Annotated in this window: 26 protein-coding genes and 4 tRNA genes; 18 read left to right on the top strand and 12 right to left on the bottom strand. The window is 62.2% G+C overall.

Annotated elements, in window-relative coordinates; genetic code table 11:
• Positions 1-43: 43 nt before the first annotated feature.
• Together acpS and nagZ are read left to right on the top strand one after the other, a co-directional pair.
• Positions 44-472, top strand: a complete 429-nt coding sequence (acpS, locus tag C5O79_RS02755; RefSeq protein WP_011351418.1) for a holo-ACP synthase — start codon at positions 44-46, stop codon at positions 470-472.
• Between the two features lie 16 nt (positions 473-488).
• On the top strand, positions 489-1,517 hold the full coding sequence (gene nagZ, locus C5O79_RS02750) for a beta-N-acetylhexosaminidase (RefSeq protein WP_122473700.1): 1,029 nt from the start codon (positions 489-491) through the stop codon (positions 1,515-1,517).
• 190 nt (positions 1,518-1,707) lie between these two features.
• Here nagZ and C5O79_RS02745 read toward each other — a convergent pair whose 3' ends face one another.
• The 3 genes from C5O79_RS02745 to earP form a co-directional block, all read right to left on the bottom strand.
• Positions 1,708-3,093: a sigma-54 dependent transcriptional regulator gene (locus tag C5O79_RS02745; RefSeq protein WP_046545254.1), complete on the bottom strand. Its 1,386-nt coding sequence runs from the start codon at positions 3,091-3,093 to the stop codon at positions 1,708-1,710.
• A 269-nt stretch (positions 3,094-3,362) separates the two neighbouring features.
• Complete coding sequence (gene efp / locus C5O79_RS02740) at positions 3,363-3,920, bottom strand: elongation factor P (RefSeq protein WP_011351421.1); 558 nt, start codon at positions 3,918-3,920, stop codon at positions 3,363-3,365.
• A gap of 127 nt (positions 3,921-4,047) precedes the next feature.
• Positions 4,048-5,241, bottom strand: coding sequence for an elongation factor P maturation arginine rhamnosyltransferase EarP (gene earP / locus C5O79_RS02735; RefSeq protein WP_122473701.1), 1,194 nt, complete (start codon positions 5,239-5,241; stop codon positions 4,048-4,050).
• Between the two features lie 76 nt (positions 5,242-5,317).
• Here earP and uvrC point away from each other — a divergent pair, with 76 nt between their 5' ends.
• The 9 genes from uvrC to C5O79_RS02690 all read left to right on the top strand — a co-directional run bounded on the left by uvrC (position 5,318) and on the right by C5O79_RS02690 (position 12,115).
• Positions 5,318-7,351 carry an excinuclease ABC subunit UvrC gene (gene uvrC, locus C5O79_RS02730; protein WP_122473702.1) on the top strand — a complete coding sequence of 678 codons (2,034 nt, stop codon included), beginning with the start codon at positions 5,318-5,320 and terminating at the stop codon, positions 7,349-7,351.
• A gap of 90 nt (positions 7,352-7,441) precedes the next feature.
• Positions 7,442-8,029, top strand: coding sequence for a CDP-diacylglycerol--glycerol-3-phosphate 3-phosphatidyltransferase (gene pgsA / locus C5O79_RS02725; RefSeq protein WP_046545257.1), 588 nt, complete (start codon positions 7,442-7,444; stop codon positions 8,027-8,029).
• 135 nt (positions 8,030-8,164) lie between these two features.
• A tRNA-Gly gene (locus tag C5O79_RS02720) sits at positions 8,165-8,240 on the top strand.
• Between the two features lie 53 nt (positions 8,241-8,293).
• A tRNA-Gly gene (locus C5O79_RS02715) sits at positions 8,294-8,369 on the top strand.
• A gap of 51 nt (positions 8,370-8,420) precedes the next feature.
• Positions 8,421-8,496: transfer RNA gene (locus C5O79_RS02710), tRNA-Gly, on the top strand.
• Between the two features lie 100 nt (positions 8,497-8,596).
• Positions 8,597-8,670, top strand: a tRNA-Cys gene (locus tag C5O79_RS02705).
• Between the two features lie 171 nt (positions 8,671-8,841).
• Positions 8,842-10,041 (top strand): site-specific integrase, encoded by a 1,200-nt coding sequence (locus tag C5O79_RS02700; protein WP_131931169.1) that lies wholly within the window; start codon positions 8,842-8,844, stop codon positions 10,039-10,041.
• Positions 10,042-10,292: 251 nt separating this feature from the next.
• Positions 10,293-10,490 (top strand): hypothetical protein, encoded by a 198-nt coding sequence (locus C5O79_RS02695; protein WP_131931167.1) that lies wholly within the window; start codon positions 10,293-10,295, stop codon positions 10,488-10,490.
• A 14-nt stretch (positions 10,491-10,504) separates the two neighbouring features.
• The gene (locus tag C5O79_RS02690; protein WP_131931165.1) at positions 10,505-12,115 is read left to right on the top strand and encodes a hypothetical protein; all 1,611 of its coding nucleotides are present in this window, start codon (positions 10,505-10,507) and stop codon (positions 12,113-12,115) included.
• A gap of 63 nt (positions 12,116-12,178) precedes the next feature.
• Here C5O79_RS02690 and C5O79_RS02685 read toward each other — a convergent pair whose 3' ends face one another.
• From C5O79_RS02685 to C5O79_RS02650, 8 genes are all read right to left on the bottom strand, one after another.
• On the bottom strand, positions 12,179-12,517 hold the full coding sequence (locus C5O79_RS02685) for a helix-turn-helix domain-containing protein (protein ID WP_131931163.1): 339 nt from the start codon (positions 12,515-12,517) through the stop codon (positions 12,179-12,181).
• The gene (locus tag C5O79_RS02680; RefSeq protein WP_131931161.1) at positions 12,514-12,774 is read right to left on the bottom strand and encodes a hypothetical protein; all 261 of its coding nucleotides are present in this window, start codon (positions 12,772-12,774) and stop codon (positions 12,514-12,516) included. Before C5O79_RS02680 ends, C5O79_RS02685 begins: the two co-directional genes overlap by 4 nt.
• On the bottom strand, positions 12,771-13,409 hold the full coding sequence (locus C5O79_RS02675) for a hypothetical protein (RefSeq protein ID WP_131931159.1): 639 nt from the start codon (positions 13,407-13,409) through the stop codon (positions 12,771-12,773). Before C5O79_RS02675 ends, C5O79_RS02680 begins: the two co-directional genes overlap by 4 nt.
• Positions 13,406-13,864 (bottom strand): hypothetical protein, encoded by a 459-nt coding sequence (locus tag C5O79_RS02670; protein WP_240687897.1) that lies wholly within the window; start codon positions 13,862-13,864, stop codon positions 13,406-13,408. The genes C5O79_RS02675 and C5O79_RS02670 overlap by 4 nt, the downstream gene beginning before the upstream one ends.
• A complete protein-coding gene (locus C5O79_RS02665) occupies positions 13,861-15,159 on the bottom strand; it encodes a pyridoxal phosphate biosynthetic protein PdxJ (protein ID WP_131931156.1) in 1,299 nt (432 codons plus the stop codon). Before C5O79_RS02665 ends, C5O79_RS02670 begins: the two co-directional genes overlap by 4 nt.
• Positions 15,159-15,521: a beta-hexosaminidase gene (locus tag C5O79_RS02660; protein WP_131931154.1), complete on the bottom strand. Its 363-nt coding sequence runs from the start codon at positions 15,519-15,521 to the stop codon at positions 15,159-15,161. Before C5O79_RS02660 ends, C5O79_RS02665 begins: the two co-directional genes overlap by 1 nt.
• 51 nt (positions 15,522-15,572) lie before the next feature.
• Complete coding sequence (locus tag C5O79_RS02655; protein ID WP_240687896.1) at positions 15,573-15,851, bottom strand: hypothetical protein; 279 nt, start codon at positions 15,849-15,851, stop codon at positions 15,573-15,575.
• Positions 15,852-16,021: 170 nt separating this feature from the next.
• Positions 16,022-16,759, bottom strand: a complete 738-nt coding sequence (locus C5O79_RS02650; RefSeq protein ID WP_240687895.1) for an XRE family transcriptional regulator — start codon at positions 16,757-16,759, stop codon at positions 16,022-16,024.
• On the opposite strand from C5O79_RS02650, the gene C5O79_RS02645 reads away from it, so the two are divergent.
• From C5O79_RS02645 to C5O79_RS02625, 5 genes are all read left to right on the top strand, one after another.
• Positions 16,758-17,027, top strand: coding sequence for a YdaS family helix-turn-helix protein (locus C5O79_RS02645; RefSeq protein WP_131931152.1), 270 nt, complete (start codon positions 16,758-16,760; stop codon positions 17,025-17,027). The genes C5O79_RS02650 and C5O79_RS02645 overlap by 2 nt on opposite strands.
• Before the next feature lie 83 nt (positions 17,028-17,110).
• Positions 17,111-17,653 carry a phage regulatory CII family protein gene (locus C5O79_RS02640; protein WP_034194280.1) on the top strand — a complete coding sequence of 181 codons (543 nt, stop codon included), beginning with the start codon at positions 17,111-17,113 and terminating at the stop codon, positions 17,651-17,653.
• Complete coding sequence (locus C5O79_RS02635) at positions 17,640-18,023, top strand: hypothetical protein (protein ID WP_131931150.1); 384 nt, start codon at positions 17,640-17,642, stop codon at positions 18,021-18,023. The genes C5O79_RS02640 and C5O79_RS02635 overlap by 14 nt, the downstream gene beginning before the upstream one ends.
• 259 nt (positions 18,024-18,282) lie before the next feature.
• On the top strand, positions 18,283-20,790 hold the full coding sequence (locus C5O79_RS02630; RefSeq protein ID WP_131931148.1) for a VapE domain-containing protein: 2,508 nt from the start codon (positions 18,283-18,285) through the stop codon (positions 20,788-20,790).
• A gap of 220 nt (positions 20,791-21,010) precedes the next feature.
• A complete protein-coding gene (locus C5O79_RS02625) occupies positions 21,011-21,598 on the top strand; it encodes a hypothetical protein (protein WP_131931146.1) in 588 nt (195 codons plus the stop codon).
• A gap of 262 nt (positions 21,599-21,860) precedes the next feature.
• On the opposite strand, the gene C5O79_RS02620 is transcribed toward C5O79_RS02625, so the two are convergent.
• Positions 21,861-23,072, bottom strand: a complete 1,212-nt coding sequence (locus tag C5O79_RS02620; protein WP_131931144.1) for a hypothetical protein — start codon at positions 23,070-23,072, stop codon at positions 21,861-21,863.
• Between the two features lie 265 nt (positions 23,073-23,337).
• On the opposite strand from C5O79_RS02620, the gene C5O79_RS38355 reads away from it, so the two are divergent.
• Both C5O79_RS38355 and C5O79_RS02615 read left to right on the top strand, forming a co-directional pair.
• Positions 23,338-23,907: a MarR family transcriptional regulator gene (locus tag C5O79_RS38355; RefSeq protein ID WP_205746220.1), complete on the top strand. Its 570-nt coding sequence runs from the start codon at positions 23,338-23,340 to the stop codon at positions 23,905-23,907.
• Positions 23,813-25,855, top strand: coding sequence for a terminase gpA endonuclease subunit (locus C5O79_RS02615; protein WP_346428589.1), 2,043 nt, complete (start codon positions 23,813-23,815; stop codon positions 25,853-25,855). The genes C5O79_RS38355 and C5O79_RS02615 overlap by 95 nt, the downstream gene beginning before the upstream one ends.
• Positions 25,856-25,860: the final 5 nt, after the last annotated feature.

The raw sequence follows: 25,860 nt of genomic DNA, 5'->3' as shown, positions 1-25,860 counted from the left end.
ATGCCTGACCCGGTCCGGCCGGGTCGTACCGGTGTGTTCTGACATGGCGATCTACGGCATCGGTACCGACATCGCCCAGGTGAGCCGCATCGCGGCCGTGCTCGAACGCACGGGCGGCCGGTTTGCCGAGAAGGTGCTGGGCCCCGACGAGCTGCGCGTGTTCCATGCTCGCCGTGCCCGCTCCGAGGCGCGCGGCATCGCGTTCCTCGCGACGCGCTTTTCCGCGAAGGAAGCGTTCTCGAAGGCGATCGGGCTCGGCATGCACTGGCCGATGACGTGGCGTGCGCTGCAGACCCTCAACCATCCGAGCGGCGAGCCGTACGTGGTCGCGTCGGGCGAGCTGGCCGACTGGCTTGCCGCCCGTGGCATCACGGCGCGCGTGACGGTCAGCGACGAACGCGACTACGCGGTGTCGTTCGTGGTCGCCGAGACGGACGCCGCGCCTGCACCTGTTTCCCGAACCTCCTCCTGACGGAATTCCCGATTCGATGAAAACGACTCCCGGCCCGGTCATGCTCGACGTCGTCGGCACGACCCTGTCGCGCGACGATGCGCGGCGCCTCGCGCATCCGAATACCGGCGGCGTGATCCTGTTCGCGCGGCACTTCCAGAACCGCGCGCAACTGATTGCGCTGACCGACGCGATCCGCGCGGTGCGCGAAGACATCCTGATCGCCGTCGATCACGAGGGCGGCCGCGTGCAGCGTTTCCGCACCGACGGCTTCACGGTGCTGCCCGCGATGCGCCGCCTCGGTGAGCTGTGGGATCGCGACGTGCTGCTCGCGACGAAGGTCGCCACGGCCGTCGGCTACATCCTGGCCGCCGAGCTGCGCGCATGCGGGATCGACATGAGCTTCACGCCCGTGCTCGACCTCGACTACGGGCACTCGAAGGTGATCGGCGATCGCGCATTCCATCGCGATCCGCGCGTCGTCACGCTGCTCGCGAAGAGCCTGAATCACGGGCTGTCGCTCGCCGGGATGGCGAATTGCGGCAAGCATTTCCCGGGGCACGGTTTCGCGGAGGCCGACTCGCACGTCGCGTTGCCGACCGACGACCGTCCGCTCGACGCGATCCTGAAGCAGGACGTCGCACCGTACGACTGGCTCGGTCTGTCGCTGTCCGCGGTGATTCCCGCGCATGTGATCTACACGCAGGTCGACAAGCGGCCGGCCGGTTTCTCGCGCGTGTGGCTGCAGGACATCCTGCGCGGACGGCTCGGTTTCACCGGCGCGATCTTCAGCGACGACCTGTCGATGGAGGCCGCGCGCGAAGGCGGCACGCTCACGCAGGCGGCCGACGCCGCGCTCGCGGCCGGTTGCGACATGGTGCTCGTCTGCAACCAGCCGGATGCGGCCGAGGTCGTGCTGAACGGGCTGAAAGCACGGGCAACGGACGAGTCGGTGCGACGCATCAAGCGGATGCGTGCGCGCGGCAAGGCGCTCAAGTGGGACAAGCTGATCGTGCAGCCCGAGTATCTGCAGGCGCAGGCGCTGCTGAGCAGTGCATTGGCCTGAGCGGGGAGGGGATGGCGCGGTCTGCGCCGTTCCGGTCACCGAAACAAGAAAGCCGCGCAATCGCGCGGCTTTTTTATGCATTGCTACCGGTGCGAACCGGGCAGCTTCAGGAATCAAGCAGGTTGACGACGTGCGTTTTAGCGCAACTAACGGTCAAACCCTGCCAGAGCCTTCGAGCATCGCCGCCCGCTCAGTTCACCTTCATTCGCTGCAGCTTGTTGTACAGCGTCTTCGGGCTGATGCCGAGCAGCGTTGCGGCGCGGTGGCGCGTGCCGCCGACGGCATCGAGCGTCGCGCGGATCAGCAGATCCTCGACGTCGGACAGCGGCGTGCCGACCTTGATCTGCACGCTGCTGCCGTTCAGTGCGGCGCCGGCCGAGAAGCTCGGCTCGCCCGCGCGCAGTGTCTCGATGAAATCGCCCGATGCGTCATACGCGAAGCGGACGCGCTCCTGCAACTCGCGCACGTTGCCCGGCCATTCGTAGGACAGGCATTCGCGCACGAAGCCCGGCGCCGCGCGCTTGTCGGTCGTGCTGCGGCCGGTTGCGCGCGCGTCGCGGTTCAGTTCGTCGATCAGCGCGTCCGCGATCGCGAGCGCGTCGCCGTCGCGCTCGCGCAGCGGCGGCATCGTGATCGACGCCGCATCGAGGCGCAGCCACAGATCCTCGCGCAGCGTGCCGTTCGCGACTGCTTCGCGCGCCGGGCGGCGCGTGGTCGCGATCAGCCGGAAATCGCTCGTGATCGAACTCGTGCCGCCGATCCGCATGAAGTTCTGCGAATCGAGCGCATGCAGCAGGGCTTCCTGCAGCACGAGCGGCAGTGCGGTGATCTCGTCGAGGAACAGCGTGCCGCCGCCGGCCTGTTCGAACAGGCCTGATTCGCGGCGCTCGGCGCCGTCGAACGCACCGCGCTCATGGCCGAACAGCACGCTGTCGAGCGACGCACCATGCCGGCCGGCCTGCGCGATCGTCCGGCAGTCGAACGACACGAACGGCCCCTTGCGGCGCCGGCTCAGGTCGTGCAGTGTGCGCGCGGCCAGCTTCTTGCCGGTACCGGCTTCGCCCGAGAACAGCACGGCCGTTTCGGTGCGCGCGTTGTGCTCGATCATGTCGTACACGTGCTGCATCGCGTCGCTGCGGCCGACCAGCGCGCCGAAGCGGCCGAGATGGCGCAGCGAGGCGCGCAACGACTGCACTTCTTCGATCAGTTCGTACGGACGCGGGATCCGCGCGAGCAGGCTGCGCAGGCGCGGGATGTTGATCGGCTTCAGCAGGTAGTCCCAGATGCCGTGACGCAGGCCCTCGATGGCGCTCTCGACCGTCGCATTGCCCGTCAGCACGATGACGGGCAGCGAGCCGTTCGGCTGTTGCTGCGGCAGGTGCTGGAGCAGGTCGAACCCGCTGCCGTCCGGCAGGTTCAGGTCGACGAGAACGACGTCGGGAATCGAGCGGCCGAGCGCCGTGCGTGCTTCGGCGAGCGACGTGGCCGTGTCGACCGAGAAGCCGTCCGCGGCGAGCAGCGCGGTGAGGCCGGACAGACTGTTGGGATCGTCTTCGACAATCAGGGCGTGTGGCATGGTGGACGCGAGTCGAGTCAAGAGAGGCGGGCTGTCGGCCATCGAGGCCGCAGCCGCATGTCAGATTAAAGACTGATTTTATGCCCCGCTGAACGCGTCACGAGCATTATTTCTCCGGCGCTATAAAACAGTTACCGATGATACAAATTGAATATCTTTACCGGTGGCTTTTGTGCTTTACATGAGCCTGACTGTCGCCCGGTTGTTGGCGCCGGACAAACAAAAAGCGCCCCGAAGGGCGCTTTGTTCGATGCGGGTATCGCTGGCGATTACGCGCGGCTGCGGTATTCGTTCGTACGCGTATCGATTTCGATCTTGTCGCCGGTGTTGCAGAACAGCGGCACTTGCAGTTCGAAGCCCGTTGCGAGCTTGGCGTTCTTCAGCACCTTGCCCGACGACGTGTCGCCCTTGACTGCCGGTTCCGTGTAGGTGATCTCGCGAACGAGGACCGTCGGCAGTTCGACCGAGATCGCCTTCTCGTTGTAGAACACGACTTCGCAAGCCATGCCGTCTTCGAGGTAGTTCAGCGCTTCGCCCATCATTTCCGCTTCGACTTCGAACTGGTTGTAGTCGGCGTCCATGAACACGTACATCGGATCGGCGAAGTACGAGTACGTCACTTCCTTGCGGTCGAGCACGACGACGTCGAACTTGTCGTCAGCCTTGTAGACCGCTTCCTGGCCTGCGTTCGTCAGCAGGTTCTTCATCTTCATCTTGACGACGGCGGAGTTACGGCCCGACTTGTTGTATTCAGCCTTGGCGATGACCCATGCGTCGCTGCCGATCTGCACGACGTTGCCTACGCGGAGTTCCTGTGCGGTTTTCATAAAAAACTGTCCTGATCAAATCAAATAAATAGGTGCCTGAGCGTTGCGCAACGGCTGACGGCGCAAGCGGTGCGTTCCGGTGGACGCCAAAAGCGAGCGCTTGCCTGGTCAGCCGTCGGATAACCGCTTATTTTAACTGAGATTTTGCGTATTCCGCCAGCTTTCCGGCGAGATCGCCGACGGCCGCGAGCGCATCGGCCCAGCGGGCCGCGTTGGCGTCCAGCGCGGCGCGGTGCTGCCAGAAATCGGCCCAGTCGGGTGTGCCGACGCCGTTCCATGCGTGCCAGAACCGCTCGAGCGCCGCGCGCGGCGCATCGGCGAGGCCGGCTGACAGGTGCGCGAGCGCCGCGTCGAGCTTTGGCAGGTGCACGTCGTCGGCCTGCGGGTAGATGTGCCACACGAACGGTTTGCGGGCCCACTGCGCCCGGACGAACGAATCCTCGCCGCGCACGAAATTGACGTCGGCCACCCACAGCAACGGATCGTAGTCGGCCTGGGGGACGAACGCGAGCCCGTGCGCAGTCAGGTTGCCGCTGCGCGCATGCGCGCCCGCACCGAACGACTCGACCCCGAAAAAACGCGCGACGGCAGGCGACACGCGGCCTGTCGGCACGAGTGCGACGACCGGCGTCGGGCCGTCGCGCCACTGCGCGAGCAGCGCGTCGACGGCCGGATTTTCGTACGCGAACAGGCTGACGACGGTCGTGCCCGAGGCGGGCGCCGGGCCACCGGTCGCGCGCCGCCACCAGGCGTCGCGTGCCGCCGCGTCGGTTTCGAAGGCCGTGCGACGTGCATCGAGATCGTGCTCTTTCAGGACGCCGCCGGTGCCGGCCGACAGGCCCGGGAAGAAAAACGTCTTCAGCAGCGGGTAGCGCGGATGCGGCGATGGCCGCAGATGGAAATCGGCGACCCAGTCCTCGGCGCTCAGGTATTCGAGATTGATCCACACGGGGCGCCGTTCGCGGCGCGCCATCGCCGCGAGATATGCGCCGGGCAGTTCGCACGCGAACGCTTCGATCACGACATCGGCAATCTCCAGTGCGTCGCCGACTTCCGCATGCCAGTGCTCGATCACGATCGCATCGACCGTCTGCCGCCCCGCGTCGGGATCGACCCCGGGCAGCAGGCGCGCGAACGTGCGCAGGTCGTCGACGAACAGGCGCACCTGCCAGCCGTGCTCGTGCGCGAGCTGGCGCGCGACGCGCCAGCAGACGCCGATGTCGCCGAAATTGTCGACCACCGTACAGAAGAGGTCGCAGGCGATCGGTTCTCCCGGCGCGAGCGGCGCGGCAGGCAGGGGGGCAGCGGGGGTACGGGACATCGAAGCGGGCCGGTGAATGCTCTAAACTGGCGATTCTAATAGACCCGTTCCGCGTTACAAGGCGCCCGGATCACGCATGACATCCCCTGAAGCTTCCGATACCCCGTTCGAACCGAAGAAGATCCTTGCGCAGTTGCCGCACATGCCGGGCGTCTATCGCTATTACGACACGGCGGGCGCCGTGCTCTATGTCGGCAAGGCACGCGACCTGAAGAAGCGCGTATCGAGCTATTTCACGAAGACGCAGCTGTCGCCGCGCATCGCGATGATGGTCACGCGCATCGCGCGCATCGAGACGACCGTCACGCGCTCGGAGGCCGAGGCGCTGCTGCTCGAGAACAACCTGATCAAGGCGCTCGCGCCGCGCTACAACATCCTGTTTCGCGACGACAAGTCGTATCCGTACCTGAAGCTCACCGCGCACCGCTTTCCGCGCATGGCCTACTACCGCGGCTCGGTCGACAAGCAGAACCAGTATTTCGGGCCGTTCCCGAGCGCCTGGGCCGTGCGCGAGAGCATCCAGATCCTGCAGCGCGTGTTCCAGCTGCGCACTTGCGAGGATTCGGTCTTCAACAACCGCACGCGGCCATGCCTCCTGCACCAGATCGGGCGCTGCACGGCGCCGTGCGTCGGCGCGATCTCCGACGAGGACTACGCCATCGACGTCTCGAACGCCGCGCGCTTCCTGCTCGGCCGGCAGTCCGAAGTGATGAAGGAGCTCGAGCAGAAGATGCACGCATTCGCGGCCGAGCTGAAATTCGAGCAGGCGGCGGCCGTGCGCAACCAGATGAGCTCGCTCGCGACGGTGCTGCACCAGCAGGCGATCGAGGTCGGCAGCGACAGCGACGTCGACATCCTGGCCGTCGTCGCGCAGGGCGGGCGCGTGTGCGTGAACCTCGCGATGGTGCGTGGCGGCCGGCATCTCGGCGACAAGGCGTACTTCCCGACGCACGTCGAAAGCGCGCTGACGCTCGCCGAGGGCGGGATCGGCGACGAGTCCGAACTGGCGGAGGCGGCCGATGCGTCCGCCGACGCATTGCCCGACCTGCCCGCGGAAGAATCCGGCCGCACACGCGGTGACGCGGCGGCGTCGGTCGAGGCCGAAGTGCTCGACGCGTTCATCGCGCAGCACTATCTCGGCAACCGCGTGCCGCCCGTGCTGGTCGTGAGCCATGCGCCCGCGAGCCGCGACCTGCTCGAGCTGCTGTCCGAGCAGGCCGGCCACAAGGTGTCGCTGGTGCGGCAGCCGCAGGGGCAGCGGCGTGCGTGGCTGTCGATGGCCGAGCAGAATGCGCAGATTGCGCTCATGCGGCTGCTGTCCGAGCAGGGCTCGCAGCAGGCGCGCACGCGTGCGCTCGCGGAGACGCTCAGCTACGAATGCGACGATCTCGCGACGCTGCGGATCGAATGCTTCGACATCAGCCATACGATGGGCGAGGCAACACAGGCGTCGTGCGTGGTCTACCACCATCACAAGATGCAGTCGGGCGAATACCGCCGCTACAACATCACCGGGATCACGCCGGGCGACGACTACGCGGCGATGCGGCAGGTGCTCACGCGCCGCTACGAGAAGTTGGTCGAGCAGGCTGCGCAGGCGGCTGCCGCCGACGATGCGGCCGGCATCGACGGCGAGTCGACGCGCCAGGCCGAAGCGTCGAGCCTGCTGCCGAACATCGTGCTGATCGACGGCGGCAAGGGTCAGGTCGAAATCGCGCGCCAGGTGTTCACCGAGCTCGGCCTCGACACGTCGATGCTGGTCGGCGTCGCGAAAGGCGAGGGGCGCAAGGTCGGCCTCGAGACGCTCGTGTTCGCGGACGGCCGCACGCCGCTCGAACTCGGCAAGGAAAGCGCCGCGCTGATGCTCGTCGCGCAGATCCGCGACGAGGCGCACCGCTTCGCGATCACCGGCATGCGTGCCAAGCGGGCGAAGGCGCGCCAGACATCGCGGCTCGAGGAGCTCGAGGGCGTGGGCGCGAAGCGCCGGCAGCGGCTGCTCGCGCGGTTCGGCGGGTTGCGCGGCGTGGTTGCCGCGAGCGTCGAGGAACTCGCGAGCGTCGAGGGCATCTCGCACGCGCTCGCCGAGCAGATCTACAAGCAGCTTCACTGACGCGGCCGTGCGGCCGGCTGCCTTGCCAGCGTTCTTGTGGCAGGCCGGTCGACACGGCACAATTGCGAATCCTTTACTGTCCCGCATGCCATGCCGTTCAATTTCCCGATTTTCCTGACGTGGGTACGGATCGTGCTGATCCCGCTCGTCGTCGGCGTGTTCTACCTGCCGGACACGGTGATGGGCGGCGCGCACCGCAATCTCGCGGCGGCGGCGATCTTCATTCTTGCGGCGCTGACCGACTGGTTCGACGGCTATCTGGCCCGCAAGTGGAACCAGACGTCGTCGTTCGGCGCATTTCTCGATCCCGTGGCGGACAAGCTGATGGTGACGGCCGCACTGCTGATCCTCGTGCAGATTTCGCGGGTCGACGCGGCAATCGCACTCGTGATCGTCGGCCGCGAGATCGCGATTTCGGCACTGCGGGAGTGGATGGCGCAGATCGGCGCGTCGAAGAGCGTCGCGGTGAACCAGCTCGGCAAGTTCAAGACTGCATGCCAAATGGTCGCGATCCCGATGCTGCTGTTCTACGGGCCGCTGCCGCTCGGTATCGCGACGATCGACACGCGTGTGTGGGGCGAATGGCTGATGTATCTCGCGGCGGTGCTGACGATCTGGTCGATGCTGTACTACATGAAGCTCGCATGGCCGCAGATTCGCGAGCGAGGCGGCGCGTGATGGGTCCAGTCGAGCAGGTTTTTGTAAAAAGGGCTGGAAAAGCCCTTGACACACGAATGTGCCTTCGACATAATCTCGCTTCTCCGCTGCACGACGAAGTAAGTGTGTGGCGGGAAAGCAGTAGCGCAGCAATACGCGGGAGTAGCTCAGTTGGTAGAGCGCAACCTTGCCAAGGTTGAGGTCGCGAGTTCGAGACTCGTCTCCCGCTCCAGATTTTTTCTGGCAGCGTGTTGTACGGCAAAGCGCTGCAGATGCAGGACACATGCGGGAGTAGCTCAGTTGGTAGAGCGCAACCTTGCCAAGGTTGAGGTCGCGAGTTCGAGACTCGTCTCCCGCTCCAGATTTTTCTGGCAGCGTGTTGTACGGCGAAGCGCTGCAGATGCAGGACAATGCGGGAGTAGCTCAGTTGGTAGAGCGCAACCTTGCCAAGGTTGAGGTCGCGAGTTCGAGACTCGTCTCCCGCTCCAAGTAATGGGGAAGCCAAGCTTCCCTTTTTATTTGATGGACTTTCGGTCCTCGAATGAAAAATCTGTCGCTTGCCTCACGGCATTCGCACAGTCCGCTTTTGGCGCGATAGCAAAGCGGTTATGCAGCGGCCTGCAAAGCCGTTTAGGCCGGTTCGACTCCGGCTCGCGCCTCCAAGTAGAACGAGATAAAGCCCTGATTCGTCAGGGCTTTTCTTTTTTCTGCGTCGCTTTCATTCTTGTAATAGAGTTGCCTAGAGTGGTAAAAAGTCGCCTGTAACCAACTACAAACCGACGCCAACCACCCGTCAATCGGCTAATTGGCAATCGAGGCGAGTTCATCTAGGCATGGCAAACAAACGACTGCGGCCGTCCGGCACGTGGGAATACACGATCAAACGGGCGAAGCTGCTACCAAAGCCACTTTCCCTGACCTTTGACACTGAGGAAGAAGGCGACGCGTACGTCGCCCGATTGGAGCAGCTGCTGGACGCCGGCATCGTGCCGGACGAAGTGGTCGAGCAGCGCGAAGCGATCGCGACAATAGGGGACGCCATTCGAGCGTACCTGCGCCGCGTATCAGTCCCTGATTCCGACGTCCAGGTGCTCAATGCGCTGCTCGGACGAGCAGCCACCAAGGCAAAGTCGCTTGCGACTCTTGATTACCAATGGGTCGAGCAATGGGTGACCGCCATGAAGCGACACGACCACCTTTCGCCGTCAACGATCCGGCACTACGTCGGTGCGTTGGCTCGTTGCTTCGATTGGGTGGTGAGATCGGGCACGCCGATGTTGGCGACCAACCCCCTCCGCCTGCTCCCGAAGCGATATGCAACCTATACCGATGAAGATCGGGTCGCGGTCGAGGCGCAGGATGTCGACGCGAAAGAGGATGTACACCGCGACAGACGGCCGAGCGAGGCGGAGCAGGCTGAGATTCGACGACTGATGGCTGGCGGGAAGCCAAACGGCCGCGAGCGGGCGTTCGATCTCCCGTACCGGCCGGCGTTGGTGTTCCTCTTCGAGCTCGGCATCGAGTCCGCCATGCGGATGCGGGAAATGTACACGCTGGAGGTTGACCAGTTCGAGGTTAGTCGCCGGACGGTGTCGCTGGAGAAGACGAAAAACGGCAGCAAGCGCTCGGTGCCGCTCACGACGATCGCGATCGCCGCGTACGAGCGGTACGTCGCCGCCGTGAATGGCGGCGATGCTGAAATGAACGGTTTCACCTTCGACGCCGGTCGCTTGTTCCCGTGGGTCGACGATATGGAGGCGTCGATGCGGGCCGAGGGCGTGCAGTTACTGAAGCGCAAGGTGCTTGCTCGCGTCTCTTCCCGGCTTTCGGCGCAGTTTGGGCGGATATTCGACGCGGCAGGCTGCTCGGATCTCGTGTTCCATGACCTGCGGCACGAGGCGACGTCGAGGCTGTACGAGCGTACGACGTTGAGCGACGTTCAGATCGCGAAGATCACGGGGCACACGAATCCGAGGGTGTTGATGCGGTATGCGAACCTGCGGGGGAGTGACCTCGCGGAAAAGCTGTGGTGACCCCCAAAACAGCGGGGAGTCGGTGGAAATGCATCGTAATGAAAATGAAAGAAAGAAGGCAACTTTTGGTCGGTGGCGCGGTCTCACTGATTGGAAAAGATAGTAAAACCTGTTGAATTTCCACAGTTTAGGCTCTAAAGTCACACCTACTTTCAGTCGTTAACTTGATGTACTCAACCTCGAGTCGTTCGTCCAATCAGGGGCGCCACATTGCCGGTTCGGCGGTGGTGGCGAAATCTGGAGAATTGTCTATGACTCGTCGCAACCGGGAAGGCCGAGACGTGCCCCTCTTCACAAATTTGCCCAACAATGCCGTTGCTTGGCTGAACACTGCCGACGCGCAGACTGCATTCCAAACGGCCGTTGACGCCGCACAACGATCGATCGCCGATCTGAACAAGGAGCGCGAGGTCCGTCTGGAGGACCTTCACCAGCCGATCACCTTGTAAGGTCAGGTGGTCGCTTGGCTGCATTTCAAGTTCTACCTTACACGATCGATAATCTCGTTCAGTGTTTCGCGAACGGGTCGAAGTTCATCTCGCAAGACGCGGTGCGCGCGAAAAAGCACCGCGTCTACTTCGAAGAGTACTTTCAGGCATTGGGTGCCGCGACAATTGTTGTCGAGTGCAACTATGTCGATCGTGACTACCTCGAGGACTATGCTGCTTATTACGACCGGTGCTTTCAAGACTATCCTCGTCGTACCCAGCGGCTCCATTTCTTTCGTGAAGCGTTTGACGAAGCCGGCTTCCAGTCGGTTCTCGATGGGTCTGCGCAACAGCATCTTACTGAGGAAAGGCTTCGTGCGAGCTACCTTGGTTTCGTTGTCGTCAAACCGCTGCCAGCAACAATCGTCGGGCGTACTTGTCTAGTCGCATATCCGGCTGACAACGGCCGTCGCAATTTTCCGATCCTCCGCACGTATGCGGTGCACTTGTTCGGCATCGTTCTTGAGGTTGAGAGCTTGGCCTATCAGGAGCAGGATTCGGTCGTTGCCGCGTGCGCGACAAGTGCTCTGTGGTCGTGCTTTCAAGGGACGGGAAAGCTCTTTCAGCATATGATCCCCCCGCCAGTTGAAATTACCAATTGGGCAGGTGATCACATGCCGGAAAATCTGCTCGCGGCAAGCGCGCGGGCCTTTCCAAACAATGGGCTGACAGCGACGCAGATGGCTTATGCGGTTCGCCGAGTGGGGTTGGAGCCGTCGGTTGTCGGGGCGCAAACGCGCTACGGTCTCAATAGTGTCGCATACGCCTATTTGCAGGGCCGCTTGCCAATGTTGCTCGCATGTCAATTCTTCGAGAACTTGACAACTGCGCAGCCTTCACCTGTCGGCGGGCACGCAATCGCGTTGACAGGCTTCTCCCTTGGGGACCCTGTTGCAACTCCGCAAGGACCCACGGGATTCTTGTTGAGAGCGTCTCGTATCGACAAGCTCTATGGGCACGACGACCAGGTCGGTCCGTTTGCTCGAATGACGTGGGAGCAAGTGCCGAACGCTCCCCACTTTGTGTACCCGCATCCGATGGCTGGGGCTGGCGGATATATACTCAGGACGTCTTGGGGGCCCGATATCGGTACGGTGGCCGACTTCGTTTTGTTGCCGCTGTATCATAAGATTCGTATCCCATACGATCTGATTCACGCGGCAATATTGAACCTCGATGCCATCGTCGAGGGTATCCGTCGGGCCGTGTTTCTTACGGTGCCGCGCGCGGAGTGGGACATCTATTTGACGACGGGGAGCGAGTATAAAGAGTCTGTTCGCGCCGAATATCCTGCAATGGGTGTCGACCAACTCCCTTCGCTGTTAGCCGAGCTGCCTAGGTTCGTATGGAGAGCACGCGCACGCGTCAATGATCGTGTCCAACTGGATTTTCTGTTTGATGCTACGGGTATCACACAGCATGATCTCCTCCTCCATGTAGTCTCCACTGGTTCAGAGTACGCGCAAATGATCGGGGCTCTCGCGCCTCAAGTCGTCGCGAATAAAGCAACGGTTTCTCCCCAGGTCGTCTCAATATTCGAGCGATTTCTTGTATCGCCGATTCAGGTCCAACAGCCGGGGCCATAGCAGCATTGCCTCGATCGCTGGCCTGCAGCAAAACAGAGAAAAACGCCCCAGCGGGGCGTTTTTTTATGCCATCAGCGGCGCACTTTCCGTCGGTTCTGGTAATCGTGGTAGCGGCCGTGCTTTCCGCCCCGGTCGTCGCGGGTCGGTTTGGGAAAGTTGCTTTCGGATCGCCTTGTCTATTCGTGCGTCAGTTGCCGGCGATCCGCACCGGATCTGTTCGATCCGCTTCTGCGTTTGCGCCTGCACCTGTTCCCGCAGGTAGGCCACGACGTCGTCCTCCAGAAAGACCCATGCTCGGCCGATCTTGGCACCAAGGATGTCGCCCCGATGGACGATGTCGAGCAACGTCGTGCGGTCGATCTTCAGGAATTCCGCGCACTCGATCAGGTCAAGCGTCCTCACGCATTACCTCCTCGATCTGCAGTGATGCGGTCGCGCCATTGTTCCAGTTGCTCGATGTATTCGGCGTGAGTCGGGTGATCCGCGACGGTAAGCCAGCATTCGTGGCTGCTGAAGGTGCCACCGCCGATCACATGCGCGCTCAACCGGATCGCACTGATTTGCGCGGCGAGATCGGTAAGTGCGATGACTAGGTGGTCAACAGTGTCCGCCTGCAGTTCGAGACGAAACCGGACCGCGCGCTTCGGAGGTGTTGTCATCGGCTACCTCCTGCGAGTGCAGCTGCGCGATCGAGCCGTTCGATCTCGGCGAGGATCAGTGCGCCAGCCTTCACCAGTTCGCCTCGCCGGTCATCACCGATCTTCGCGCTCCAGCCATAAGGCAAGATCGCTTGGCCGAACGTGCAGCCATAGCCAGTATCTGCCGACGGCCAGTCGCGGACGCTGGCGGGCATCGCATAGTACGCGGCGAGCGCCGCGATTTCGCCGCATGCATGCGCGTCATCATGTTCTTCCGTCCAGCCTTTCTCCGCAATCTGCCGGCGGCGCTCGGTGCGCACATCTACTTCTGCTGTCGATTCGACAGGGGACGCGGCGCGGCGATTCCACGCGTCCACTGCGGAGCGGAACGCTTCCTTGTATTCCGGGTGAAGGTTGTCGAACGCGGCTTCAAAGCCGGTATCATCCGGCGTCGGCGAATAGTGAAACCGATCCACGCGGACCGTGCCACTCGGCGTCGGGAAGTGCTCGCCGGTCGCTTCAGCGTCGCAGACGATGCACTGAACCGAAAAAGACGGCGTATGAGTGTTCCAAATCTCGGGGTCGGTGCCGCCACAAAACGGACACGGCAGCAGTTCTGCGATGGCATCAGCTCGGCTTTTATCGGTAGTGTTCATTGTTGGTCTCCGGTGGTGGTTGCGGGGAGGGCGCGGCCAAGTTGCATCAGGCCGGTTTCCAGCGTGATGCCGGCGGTTGCCGCCCAGGTGCGTGCGTCCTGAGCCGCCTTGTGGCGAGCGAACGATCCGATCTCGTCGGCCATCAGGTCCAGTAGCTCGACGTCGGCCGCGTGCGAGATATCGACGATCAACGCGCGGATCTCGATGCGCAGAGCGTCGAGCCGCGCGAGCGTGCCTTGGCGGGTATCCGCCAAGGCTTCGTTCATCTGGACTGGTTTGCGCCGCGCGAGCGGCGCTTCGTCTTTCTGGATCGTTTTTGCGGGCGTCAGCCCGTCGTTGTCCGACTGCATCGAAGTGCCGTTGACACTCGCCAGTGCGATAGCCGGGCGCTTCTCCGCGTGTTCCCGCTTTCGCGGCAGCGGACGTGGGGTAGAAAGGGCCGGGCGCGGAGTCATTTCGCTGCCTCCTGCGCCATATCCGGCGTCCAGTCCGGATCGGGGAGCTGCAGAATGTCATCGAGCCATTGCTGAACGGACGGAAGGTCTTTCTGGCGCTTGATATTCTCGTAGCCGAGAGCTTTTTTCAGCCATCGAGCGCCTTCCTGTACCGCTTGCATTCGCGTCGGATAGGTCGTGGTTCCTGCGCCGAACTTCAGAGGCGTCGAAGCGAAGCTGTCCCCGAAGTTGTACATAGCCGCGCAAATCCAGTGATCTGCTTTCGGTTGGGCCACGTAGATCTCGGCGATCGGCTTTTTTGTGCGCTTGCTGTTAGGCGAGCGAAGGGTATCGGTCGCGACGCAGCGACCGTCTTGATCCGGTGCCGTCACGGCGTAGATCCGTGCCTTTTGCGGAGTGTCGAGGAGATCGGCGAGCGGCGAGAGTGCCGTATGGACGGCTCGAATCGTTCCGGGCGAAAGCTTCCCGAATACGGGATCATGCAGGACAGCCTGTAGCGCCTGCAAAAGTTGCTTTGCGCGCCCGTCATTGATCTTCGGTGCTTTGGGTGCGGCCGGCTCGGAAGGCTTCGTGTCGCCGGCCAGATGCTTTTTCGTGACCTTGGTCTTGCCCTCTTCCTTCGCTTTCGACAGACCAGATACGATACGCTCGAGCGCCTTGTCGCTGCCATGCGCGCGGATCTCTGCGATCGCGAGGGTGCCTGCAATCGCGCCGCTGCGGACAAGATCGTGGAGTTCGGCCGGGGCTTTCTCCAGCAGCGCGGCGTCGCGGATCGACTGCTCGGAAATGTTGAGTCGGTCGCAGATCGCTTTGGTGTCGAATCCGTGAACGTCGCGCAGTTCGGCGATCGACGTCGCGAGATCGAGCGGCGACGCCGGCTTCGATACGTTGCTCACGTAACCGTCGACAACCATTTCCGACCGCTTCACTTCACGCGAGTCACGGACAACGATCGGAATCTTTCCGAGGTCTTTCCCCGCCTTGATCGCTGCGCCAGCCGCGAGGTAGCGATGCTGGCCCTTGTAGACGTAGAAGTAATCCTTGCCGTCGACCTTTCGCGCGTAGCAATGCAGCGGGGAGCCCTTGTCGTACCCGTTATGCATCATCAGTGCGGTCAGTTCCTTGACCCACTGCGGATCGACCGGACGGACGTTGTCGCGCGGGTCGTACCGCAGCGCTTCATATGGCGTCATCCACAGGTCGGCGGAGGTAGCGCCGGCCGCGGCCGCAGCGGCCTTCGTGTTTCCGGTCGGGATCGGGGCGGCCAGGTCGAGCTGTCGTGTCCGGTTGTCCATCACGCGACCTCCGGTGCGGCAGCGGTGCGCGCCTTGCCGCGCTTCTTCGCCTTGTCGATCGCCGTCGATGCCTCGATACCCGCTGCGCGCTTCGCGTCACGGAGACGCTTGATTGCGTCGGCGCAGTTGCCTTCGTCCGGAATTGAGATTTGCTTGCTGGCAATCTCGTTGCCGTCGAGGATCAAATACTCCGTATGGACGCTGTCTGCCAAGGGGCGGCGACCAACAACATACTTGCCGACGAGGATCGGCGTTGAGGGACGTCGAGCGTTCGGGTCATAGCGGACGATCGTACGCAACGAGAGAGTGTCACGACGTTCGATGTCGAAAAGGGGTTCTGATTTGACTTTGATGCGCGGCATGGTGGTCTCCATGACGCCGGGGCCGCTTGCCCCGGCAGGGTCGGGGGCGGATTAGACGGTGACGCGGTAGGCGGTCGTCGGGACGACGACCGGGTCGTCTTGGAACACATTCACGGCGACAAACAGCAGGGCGGCGACGACCGTCCAGCGGAAGATCGGCGACTTCTCAAAGTTGCTTTGGCGGGCCGGTTCGGACGGTACGACGCGGGGCGATTGCTCGTCGCGGAGCCAGTCGTGACGGTCGTGGAGCTGGCAATCGGTCAAGCAGCGCACGCGATGCTGGTGAGCGGTGGGTTGTGACGATCGCAGTTCAGGGAGTTCGCGATTCATGGGTTCCTCACGGTAGGTTACGACGTGAGGATGATAGATTTTCTATCCGACGAAAGGCAAGAAAAACTATCTTTGACGATAGAAAACCTATCTATCGAGTGACGAAAGCTGATAGTCAGGAGACGAAGGGCAAAAAAAATCCCGCCGAAGCGGGATTGCGGGACAGCGCATTAGCGTCTGCGATAACGGCGGTGTTCAACCATCACGCCAATGATCCGAACGGGTTCATGCTCGCTGTTTATGGTCGGGTAGTCTGAATTCAGTGGCACCAGCTCAAACACTTCTTCGCCTATCGTGTTCATGCCTCGAAGTCTGTACTTCTTGAATGTGGCTTCTTCTTTGCCGTTCTTTGCAACGACGTAATCGCCCGGCCTTGGCGCAATGGCTGGCTCAACGATGATTCGATCGCCGGGCATAAACTCCGGCGCCATCGATTCTCCCTCTACTTCAAGCGCGAAGGCGTGATCTGACAGGTCTAGGTCGGTCAGCAGATATTCGAATGCACCGCCAGGTGGGAATGGGGTAATCGCCTCGCTCATCAGCCCGGCCTGCACGCTACTGATCAGCGGCACGCGGTGTGAGCCGACATTCGCCGGAGCAACGTTGCCAATGGGGGCGTCTGCAACACCGGGGATGGGGATTGCGTGCTTGGTGATACGCGCGATCTCAAGAATCTGGCCGAAGCTCGGCTCGTGACGGCCGTTTTCCCACGCTGACACGTTGCCGCGCGTCTTTCCCAATCGCTCCGCGAGCTCGTCCTGCTTAAGGCCGGCAGCTTCGCGGCTCGCCTTTATCCATTCACCGATGTCCATGCGCTCAATGGTAAGAAAATCTTGCGCGCCAATGGCTATATTTTCTATCCTTCGAATGTTAGAATTTCTATCATTCGGTTGATGATAGAGCGTCATGGACAACATCGTGGAACACCCCTTGGATCGGGCCGCCAAAGCGGCCGGGCTGACTATGCAGTCGCTCGCAGATCGGCTTGGCGTGACTCGCGCTGCGGTCCAGCAGTGGAAACAGGCCGGCCGGCGAGTGCCGGCCGAACACTGCCCGCCGATTGAGCAGCTTTGCCACGGTGCGGTGCGATGTGAAGAACTGAACGGCCGCGTCGATTGGGCCTTCGTCCGCCAATCCGGTCCATCGTCAAGCTCAACCGAAGTCTGCAACTGCTAACGGTGCGGTTTCGATCGCACATCTCGAATCCTAGTGACGCTCCATGCGTCGCGACAGGATGAAACTCCCCAATCTCAAACGTTATGACCTGCCGATACGACAGTACCGAATGGCTGGACGTCCTCTATACGTCCGTTCGCAACACGCCCGGCGGTGTCGCCGACGCGGCGAATCACCTCACGATCCGGCGCGGTAAGAACATCACGCCGGAATCGCTCCGCCTGCGCCTGCGTGGTGTCGGCGACAGTCGTTTGTCGATGGAGATGTTCGAGCTGCTGATCGAGTGGATGCAGGAAAAGGCAGACGGCGAGGCGTACGCGCTCGACGCGCTGCATGCATTGAATTCGCGATTCGGTTTGGTGGCCGAGCACGTCGACGACCACGCCGCTGATGATGTCAGCGAACCGGGCACGCTGCGGCTCGTTTCGACGGCACTGCATCTGCAGGCGCATGTGGGTCTCGTTGCTGACGACGTGACGCGCGCGCTGGCGGATCAGCGGATCGACGACCACGACGCGGAGAAGATCATCGCGACTGGCCGCAAGGGCCAGCGTCTGTTCCAGCGTTTGATTCACGCTGCTCGCAACCTCGCCGCGCGTCGACGCCGTCGTCATGGAGCGGTTTAAGCCCGGCATGGGGTGCTGTCGTCCCGACCGAGAGCATATCGGCCTTTGCTGCTCGCCTGAGCAGCAATTGGCATGCGCTGTCACGACGCTCGCATCCCGTTTCGAATGTGCCCCCGCTGAAGCGGGGCGCTTGCTATCCGAACTGATCGCCACGTTCCCCGATCGCCTCGCTCCGATTCTCGCGGAAGCGAACGAAGCGGGGCACGTGCGTTTGTTCATCGAGCGAGCTGCGCGCGCATGCGCGGCGCTCGCAACCAAGGCGGAACGTCACGCGTTCCGTGACCAGCTCACCAATCGTCTCTGCGCGCTGGACCTTGCCGCGTTCGACGATCTCATGTCGGCGGAGTGGCGTCGACTGCGCGGCAAATAATCGGAGCCCCTGTGAACGTGAACGGAATCAGTAGCGCATTGCGACGCGGCGCATCGCAGTACAGCCGCTCGCCGAGCGGACGCCAGTGCTATGCCGCAGGTCGCGCGGCGTGGCGAAGCTTTTCTCACAAGGTCGAGCGCGACCGTCGTCTCGTCGAGCTGGAGGCGGCTCGTCGTGCGAGCTAACAGCGCGCAACTCAACGAATTGTGATCTGGCCGCGACATGCGGCCAAAGTAACTTTGATCGAGGGAATTTTTGTATGGCGACACTGGACCAGATTATTCAGCAATTGCGTGCTGCAGGTCATCCCGACCTGCCCGCCGGGCATCCGATCGCGGACGGCAAACATCACCGATACGGGCCGCGCAAGAAATACTGGTATCAGCTTCGCGAAGTCATCAGCAAGGGCGCGGTAATCGGCTATGGCGGCACGTTCGGCCATTTCTCGGGCGACGATCCGGGCACCGAGCGATTCGAGTGGAGCGGCGCACCGATGAGCGAGGAAGTCCTCGCGGAGACGCGTCGCCGGCAGGAAGCGGCCGACCGTGAGCAGGCCGAGCGCGATGCGCGTCAGGCGAAGCTCGCGGCGAACCGCGCGCGCGATCAGTGGAACCGTGCAGCAGAGCATGGCGAGTCTGCTTATCTCGAACGCAAGCGCATCACGGCTGAAGGCGTGCGTTTCGACGCGGACGGCACGATCTTCGTGCCGATGTATCAGTACGGCGACGACGCTCGGCTCGTCGGTCTGCAGAAGATCACGCCGGATGGCGCGAAGCGCTTCAACAAAGGCATGGAAAAGAAGGGCGCGTCGTATCTGCTCGGCGAGGTCGGCGCAGACAATCAGATCGTGCTAGTCGCCGAAGGCTACGCGACCGCGCGCTCGATCCGCATGGCGGTCGACGAGGCGTTCGCAGTCAATGTCTGCTTCGACGCGGGCGGCATCCTCCCGGCCGTGCGCTACCTGCGTGCGACGTATCCGGATGTGCACGTGCTGGTCTGCGCCGACGACGATTGGAAGATCGAGCAGCGCATGCGCGACTGGCTCGCCGACGAGTTCGCTTTTCGGGGTGAACTGGTGTTTGGCGCCGACCCGGTGCGGATCGAAGCCAAGAACACGTGGTACATGGTCGCCGCGTCACGCCGTCGTGACGACAATGGAGTGCCGTATGTCGAGGTGAGCTACGGAAACGACGTGATGCCGTTGCGCCGTAAGCGCTTCGAGAACACGGGCCTGAAGCGCGCGTACGAGGCGGCAGCGACGGTCGCTGACGTCACCGTCGTCTATCCAGCATTCGCCAAACGCGGTGAGCGCAAGCTGACCGATTTCAACGACCTGCACGTCGAAGAGGGCTTCGAGGCGGTCGAGGCGCAAGTGCAGGCGGCAATCTTGCGCGTCATCGCGCCAGCGAACGAAGAGATTCGGCCGGCGACGGTGGCGGTGCCGACCGCGGACGACACGCCGACGAAATCCGCCGCGACGTCCGCTGCCGCGAAACAGCCGGAATGGGATGGCCGCGAGGCAGAGAACGGCGCGCACACATGGGAGCAGGATCTCGCGCGTTCGGACAAGGGCACGCTGCTGCCGACGCTCGGCAACGTGCACATGATCTTGGCGAATCACAAAGCGTGGCAGGGCGTCATCGAGCAGGACGACTTCGGTGGCCGCGTGATGAAGCGCAAGGCACCGCCGTTCCGGCAAGGCGTGAAGGGCGAGTGGACTGACATGGACGATCAGCGCTGCGCGCTTTGGTTGTCGCAGCGCTACGGCCTCTCGGTGCGCACCGATATCGTGATGAACGCGGTCCTGTTGGTGGCGGACGAGAAGCACTTCCATGACGTGCGCGAATACCTCGAAGGGCTCAAATGGGACGGCGTGTCGCGCGTGCGATCGATGCCGTCGACCTACCTGCGTGTCGCCGACAGCGAGTATGTGCAGCTCGCGTTCATGAAATGGATGATCGCCGCCGTCGCGCGCGTGATGGAGCCGGGTTGCAAGGTCGACAACGTCCTGATCCTCGAAGGCAAGCAGGGGCATCGCAAATCGACGGCGCTGAAGGTGCTGGCCGGCGCTTCGTGGTTCACGGATACGCCAATCCAGATCGGCAACAAGGACACATACGCGGTGCTGGCCGGGAAGTGGGTGATCGAGCTGGCCGAGCTGGACTCGTTGAACAAGGCCGACTCGTCGGCGGTGAAGAGCTTCTTCGCGACGGCCGTCGACCGGTTCCGCAACTTCTACGGCAAGCGGGCGACCGACGTCCCGCGTCAGTGCGTGTTCGCCGGCTCGGTCAACTTCGACACGTACCTGAAAGACGAATCGGGCAACCGGCGTTACTGGCCGCTGCGTGTCGGCGGGCTGGTCGACATCGACGGCATTGTGGCCGTTCGTGATCAGCTCTGGGCGGAAGCCGTGCACCTGTATCGCTCGGGCGTCGTGTGGCACGTCGAAGAGCATGAGCGCCCGCTGTTCGAGATCGAGCAGGCGGAGCGCTACGAAGGCGACGTGTACGAGGACAAGATCGCCAAGGCCCTGGAATTCGTCTCGCGCACGACGATGGAAGAGATCCTCGCGGACATCCTGAAGCTCGATACGTCGAAATGGACGCTGGCAGAGCAGCGCCGCATCGGCAAGGCGTTGAAGTCGCTCGGCTGGGTGCGCAAGCGCGAGTCGACCGGATCGCGCGGTTGGTACTACGTGAAGGAAGAGCAAGAGCCGGAAGCGGAGCGCGAACTGGTCGCAGCAGGTGATGACGACAGTCCGCTGTAGTCGCGTGGCGCGCTGTGCCTGCACGGTAAGCGCGCCACTTGCCCCGTCTTGGCGCGCCGTGGACGTCCCATGTCCCAACGTCCCAAGGCGCGGTCTCGGGCGCGGGTGCAGGGGCGCGACATGCGCGACGTGAGCGGCGCATGTCGCATGTCGCGGGCGCGCACCCCTGCAAGCTTCTTCCCTTGGGACATTGGGACGTTAGGACGATTAGGAGAGAGTTGTGATCGATTTGATGGAGCGGGCGGGCATTGCAATGAGCGTTCGTGGTCAGTTCACCGACCCGATTGCCGATCCGAAAGTTACTTTGGGCGCACTGGCATTTGCGAACGATCTCGGTCGGTTGCTGGTCCGGATCAAGGCGGGACAGGAGACAAGGCCGGAAACGATCCGCAAGGCAACGTTGCTGTTTGCGCAGATGATCCGATTGTCGGGCAGGTTTAAGCGCAACCGGTTCACGGGCCTGAGTCGTGAGAAGCGTCGCGACCAGCGCGCAGGATGTGAAGTCGAACGCGCGAAGCTCGATATTGTTGAGCGCTTCGCATTGCGCGTGCTCGACGAGTGGATTAACGATCAATGTGCGCGATGCGAAGGGCGCGGTATCGTGCGGCGAGACGGCCGGTACATCTGTCCAGATTGCGCCGGTTCGGGCAGGCGCCCGATTAACGACGCCGAACGTGCGCACGCGCTTGGCATACCGGTAGATGAATGCCGACGCCACTGGTCGAAACGCTTTCACGATATGCATTCGTTGCTCGATCACGTGAATGGATCGGTATTCGACACAATGCGACGACAGTTGCGAGGATGAAAGGTCTTTCATTTCAAGAGTAGATCGCGTAAACTTCGAAAATCCTTTGTCGCATCACTGGATATTCGCTGGCACCGCGCGTTAGTCGTGCAAACCTCTCGGGACATAAGAATAAATAGCGGGGCTCGTTAGGTCGTGTGGAGACGTTCGTCCATACGAAACGTATTTTGAAAGCCCTGATTGCGTAAGCGATCAGGGCTTTTGTACATGCTTCGATCGAAGTTCTACTTATCGAATGCGTGGGGGATCATGCTGTACATGCCTATTTGGATGGCACGATCTCGACCTTAGGTTTCTTAGGATTGTCGAGATCTTTCAGCATAGTGCCAGGTGGGAACGTGTGGTACTGAGATAGATATCCGTCTCCGACGTCATGGTGGCCGAGCGTGGGAGAGTTCCAGCTCACGACGATGTCATTTGTATCTACACGGAGGTCAATGACCTTCGCGCCTACCGCTACGGGGCGTACAAACGAGTAATCGAATGCCATGCCGTCGTCCGACACGTAAGCTGATGAAACGGAGCCCCCGGGTACGCCCAAATTTCCTGCGGCGCTGGCTCCCGCTTGTGCTGCGTTCATCTCGTTCACGGCCTGAGCCTGTTTCGCGTCGCTTGGTACGGATGCCGGAGTTGGAGCGCTTGCGGCCGGTTGTGATGCAGCCTGAAGAACGTTGTACCGCGCTTGATTGGGGTTGATGTAAAGGCGGGCCTGCGCGTTGATTGCAGCCGAACGATTCGTGCCGAACGACAATGTCATGTGACGAGCGTAGAAAACCTCTTGGACGTATGCGAGCCTGACGCTTCCGCATGCATTGTTCTCGAACTTGCTCCGTAAATTTTGGTGCAGACTTGCGATGCCGGCACGCTCTAACGGGGTTAGTTTCTTGATCGATGTGGCTGCCTGTTCTTGGGCTTGAAGCCATGGAAGACCGGCCCATTCCGCGGCGGGCATCGACAAGACGTAAGTCTGCAAGCTTCTCCTTTGGCCTCCCAAGCCGAATATTGCGAAGCCGGTCGGGGCGGAGGCGCCCGCCGTTGTTGTCGACCCTTCTATCTGGAAAATCTCTGGGAAGCTGGCTAGCCCGAGGCGTGTCCACTTGCCAGGGGACCGGATGCCCTTTGCGTCGTCCGGGATATCAAATATTTGCGCCGACTTATTGAAACTCGCATTTGCTGGTAGTTCCAACCGGCTGGTGAAGAATTTACCTAGGCGTTCTTGGAAGCCGTCGAGCGACGTAACAAAGATTGGTGCAAACCTGGCCACTTTTGCGTCGTCGGATGGGTTGGCACAAAACACATATAGATCGCCTGGCTCGATGCCTGTTCTTGGCGGGAAGATTGTGACGAGATCATATGGAGCCAGCTTTTGGCTCCATGCCTTAGCTAGATCGGTTTGTTCCGGTGGCTGTGTCGAACATCCAGCGAGCAGGCTGAGTGTTACGCCTGTAAGTGCCGCGACTTTCGTATTTTTCATTTGAGTCCCCGCGTATCGTCAGATCAATTGGAAATAATTGTGAGGCGACCTGCCTCGTAAATATTAGGAATCAGCGATGTCTTAGACAAGGTCGCTGATCTAGTGATGTCCCGGCGCGCACGGCAAGTGAAACCAACTCCGCGGCAGGGGCTGACATTCGCTGCTGTCGGCGAAGCTAGCTGGGGACCCGCCGGGCAGATTTGTGCGCGGGGGCTCGCACCCGCGTTTTTTCTCTACTGGCGAGTTCCCATAGGGGGTCATATTCATGCCGACTCAGCAGCAGATCGCTGACCATCTCGACCTTGACCAGTCGGCCGTTTCGCGGTTCGTCGACAAGGTCCAGCTCGATTACCGCGCGGTGTCGATCGACGAGATCCGCATCGCCTACATTCGGCACTTGCGCGAGGTCGCGGCCGGCCGCTCCAGCGAGACCGGAATCGATCTCGTCGCCGAGCGCGCGATGACGGAGCGCGTCGATCGCGAGATCAAGCTTCTCACGCTGGCCGAGAAGAAGGGGCAGCTCGTCAATGCGGCGCAGCTCGAACAGGCGTACGGCCTGATGGTCGGCGCATTTCAAACGGAGCTGCTGTCGTTGTCCGACAAGCTGGTGCAGGAGCTGCGCACGCTATACGGCGTCGAGGTGGACGTCGAATGGTTGAACGAGCACATATATGGATGCCTTGAGCAGCTTTCTGAATACGACCCAGACAGTCCACGCGGTGATTCGCCGGATCGCGAAGATGCTGCGTCCGCCGGAGCGGATTGGGACGACGGATTGGGCGCGCAAACATCGCAGGTTGAGCGCGAAGGGATCGGCCAGCCCCGGCCGGTATAACCCGAACATCACGCCGTGGGTGTTCGGCATGCACGAAGCGCTGGACGATCCGACCGTGCAGAAGATCGTGTGCATGAAGTCGGCGCAGGTCGCGTGGACAGATGGTGTGCTGCTGAACTACATCGGCAAGCGGATCGACGTTGACCCGTGCCCGATGATCGTCATGTTCCCGAAAGAGAAGACGGCGAAGAAATTCAACCTGGAGAAGTTCGAGCCGATGGTCGAGGTGACGCCTCGCCTCTCGGCGAAATTGCCGGTTCACGCGGCCCGCGACAAAAACAACTTGTGGGACCACAAGACGTTCGCACGCGGCTTCCTGAAGTTCATCACGTCGAACGCGCCGGACGAAGTGAAGTCGACGCCGGCCCCGGTCGTTGCGGTCGAGGAGCCGGACGACGCGAATACGAACGTTCGCGAGCAGGGCGATTCGATCACGCTGCTGGAGGAACGGAACAAGAGCTATTCGGCACGGCGACGCAAGATGATCCTGGGCGGCACGCCGACCATCGACGGCCTGTCGCGCATCCAGCAAGCCTATGCGGCATCGGATCAGCGCGTGTATCTGGTGCCGTGCCCTGATTGTGACGAGGAGCATGAGCTGGCGTGGGAACACGTCACGTGGAACGAGGGCGCCGAAGTCGTACATGAGGTCTACGGTCGCGCAGAACCGGAGACGGCCCGCTACACCTGCCCGCATTGCGGCTCTTTGTGGGACGACGCGACGCGTAATCGCGCTGTCCGTCGCGGGCGATGGGTTGCGACGGCACCGTTTCACGGCGTTGCCGGCTTCCGCATCAACGAGTTGGTGTCGCCGTTCCCCGGCTCGAACATGGCCGAGCTGGTCAAGAAGTGGCTGACGGCCGATAAGGCTCTGCGCGAGGGCGACGATACGAAGATGCGTTCGTTCGTGAACAACTCGCAGGGCCGGGCGTACAAGTACAAGACCGATCTGCCCGAGCTGGACGTGCTCGCGCAACGTGCGCTGCCATACGCGGAGCTGACGGTGCCGCTCGGAGGTCTGGTGTTGACGCTCGGCGTCGACGTGCAACACGACCGGCTCGCGGTCGTCGTGCGTGCATGGGGACGCGGCGAGGAAAGCTGGCTCGTCGTGTGGGGAGAGATCTACGGCAAGGTGACGGAGCAGCAGCAAGACCCGATGACGGGCGGTGTTTGGGGCGCGTTGACGATGCTGTTGTCGCACGGATACCGCCATGAGAACGGCTGGCTGATGCGTGTACGCGCAACGTCGATCGACTCGTCAGATGGAGCGACGTCGGACGCGGTATACAAGTACGTGCGCGCGGCGCAGAAGGCCGGTTACAACGTCATGGCCGCGAAGGGCAGTAGCAATATCGACGCGGAGATCTTCAGCGTGCCGAAGGCGTCGATCGACTCGACGCGCAACAACAGCAAGGCGGCGAAGTACGGGCTGCGCCCGTATATGGTCGGCGTGAGCCGCGCGAAAGATCTGATCCTCGAAAACCGGCTGAAGCTCGAAGGCGACGGGCCGGGCCGCATGCACTGGTATAGCGGCGTGCGCGGTGACTACCTGTCGCAGCTCACGGCGGAGGTCAAGGTGCCGGGGCCGCGTGGCGGTAAGCGCGTGTGGAAGAAGATCAGTCCGCGCAACGAGGCGCTGGACTGCGAAGGGTACGCGTTGCACGCGGCCCGCAGCGTGAAAGTGCACTTGATGACCGAGGCGCACTGGCAGGTCGAGCAGCATCGTGCGTCGCAGGTCTCGCTGTTCGATGCGGTCCCGGTGCTGGAGGCATTGCCGGCGGCGCTGCCGACCGAGGTGCCGCCCGATCCGCCGGACATGCCCGAGATTATCGAGACGCCGCGGCCGTCGCCGCAGGTAGCAAAACCCACCGAAACCCCGCCTCCGAGCGGGGTTTCGCGCATTCAGGGGCGTCGTGTTGGTCGCTCGACGTACCTAAAGCGGCGCTAAACGAG

The organism is Burkholderia sp. SRS-25, from assembly GCF_004343765.1.
In the GTDB taxonomy this organism is placed as follows: domain Bacteria; phylum Pseudomonadota; class Gammaproteobacteria; order Burkholderiales; family Burkholderiaceae; genus Burkholderia; species Burkholderia contaminans.
This window is presented reverse-complemented; position numbering and strand designations above follow the sequence as displayed.

Excerpts from the sequence above, each read along its gene's own strand:
- acpS (WP_011351418.1), top strand. The coding sequence starts at position 44 with ATGGCGATCTACGGCATCGGTACCGACATCGCCCAGGTGAGCCGCATC.
- nagZ (WP_122473700.1), top strand. The coding sequence starts at position 489 with ATGAAAACGACTCCCGGCCCGGTCATGCTCGACGTCGTCGGCACGACC.
- C5O79_RS02745 (WP_046545254.1), bottom strand. The coding sequence starts at position 3,093 with ATGCCACACGCCCTGATTGTCGAAGACGATCCCAACAGTCTGTCCGGC.
- efp (WP_011351421.1), bottom strand. The coding sequence starts at position 3,920 with ATGAAAACCGCACAGGAACTCCGCGTAGGCAACGTCGTGCAGATCGGC.
- earP (WP_122473701.1), bottom strand. The coding sequence starts at position 5,241 with ATGTCCCGTACCCCCGCTGCCCCCCTGCCTGCCGCGCCGCTCGCGCCG.
- uvrC (WP_122473702.1), top strand. The coding sequence starts at position 5,318 with ATGACATCCCCTGAAGCTTCCGATACCCCGTTCGAACCGAAGAAGATC.
- pgsA (WP_046545257.1), top strand. The coding sequence starts at position 7,442 with ATGCCGTTCAATTTCCCGATTTTCCTGACGTGGGTACGGATCGTGCTG.
- C5O79_RS02700 (WP_131931169.1), top strand. The coding sequence starts at position 8,842 with ATGGCAAACAAACGACTGCGGCCGTCCGGCACGTGGGAATACACGATC.
- C5O79_RS02695 (WP_131931167.1), top strand. The coding sequence starts at position 10,293 with ATGACTCGTCGCAACCGGGAAGGCCGAGACGTGCCCCTCTTCACAAAT.
- C5O79_RS02680 (WP_131931161.1), bottom strand. The coding sequence starts at position 12,774 with ATGACAACACCTCCGAAGCGCGCGGTCCGGTTTCGTCTCGAACTGCAG.
- C5O79_RS02675 (WP_131931159.1), bottom strand. The coding sequence starts at position 13,409 with ATGAACACTACCGATAAAAGCCGAGCTGATGCCATCGCAGAACTGCTG.
- C5O79_RS02670 (WP_240687897.1), bottom strand. The coding sequence starts at position 13,864 with ATGACTCCGCGCCCGGCCCTTTCTACCCCACGTCCGCTGCCGCGAAAG.
- C5O79_RS02665 (WP_131931156.1), bottom strand. The coding sequence starts at position 15,159 with ATGGACAACCGGACACGACAGCTCGACCTGGCCGCCCCGATCCCGACC.
- C5O79_RS02660 (WP_131931154.1), bottom strand. The coding sequence starts at position 15,521 with ATGCCGCGCATCAAAGTCAAATCAGAACCCCTTTTCGACATCGAACGT.
- C5O79_RS02655 (WP_240687896.1), bottom strand. The coding sequence starts at position 15,851 with ATGAATCGCGAACTCCCTGAACTGCGATCGTCACAACCCACCGCTCAC.
- C5O79_RS02645 (WP_131931152.1), top strand. The coding sequence starts at position 16,758 with ATGGACAACATCGTGGAACACCCCTTGGATCGGGCCGCCAAAGCGGCC.
- C5O79_RS02650 (WP_240687895.1), bottom strand. The coding sequence starts at position 16,759 with ATGACGCTCTATCATCAACCGAATGATAGAAATTCTAACATTCGAAGG.
- C5O79_RS02640 (WP_034194280.1), top strand. The coding sequence starts at position 17,111 with ATGACCTGCCGATACGACAGTACCGAATGGCTGGACGTCCTCTATACG.
- C5O79_RS02635 (WP_131931150.1), top strand. The coding sequence starts at position 17,640 with ATGGAGCGGTTTAAGCCCGGCATGGGGTGCTGTCGTCCCGACCGAGAG.
- C5O79_RS02630 (WP_131931148.1), top strand. The coding sequence starts at position 18,283 with ATGGCGACACTGGACCAGATTATTCAGCAATTGCGTGCTGCAGGTCAT.
- C5O79_RS02620 (WP_131931144.1), bottom strand. The coding sequence starts at position 23,072 with ATGAAAAATACGAAAGTCGCGGCACTTACAGGCGTAACACTCAGCCTG.
- C5O79_RS38355 (WP_205746220.1), top strand. The coding sequence starts at position 23,338 with ATGCCGACTCAGCAGCAGATCGCTGACCATCTCGACCTTGACCAGTCG.
- C5O79_RS02615 (WP_346428589.1), top strand. The coding sequence starts at position 23,813 with ATGCTGCGTCCGCCGGAGCGGATTGGGACGACGGATTGGGCGCGCAAA.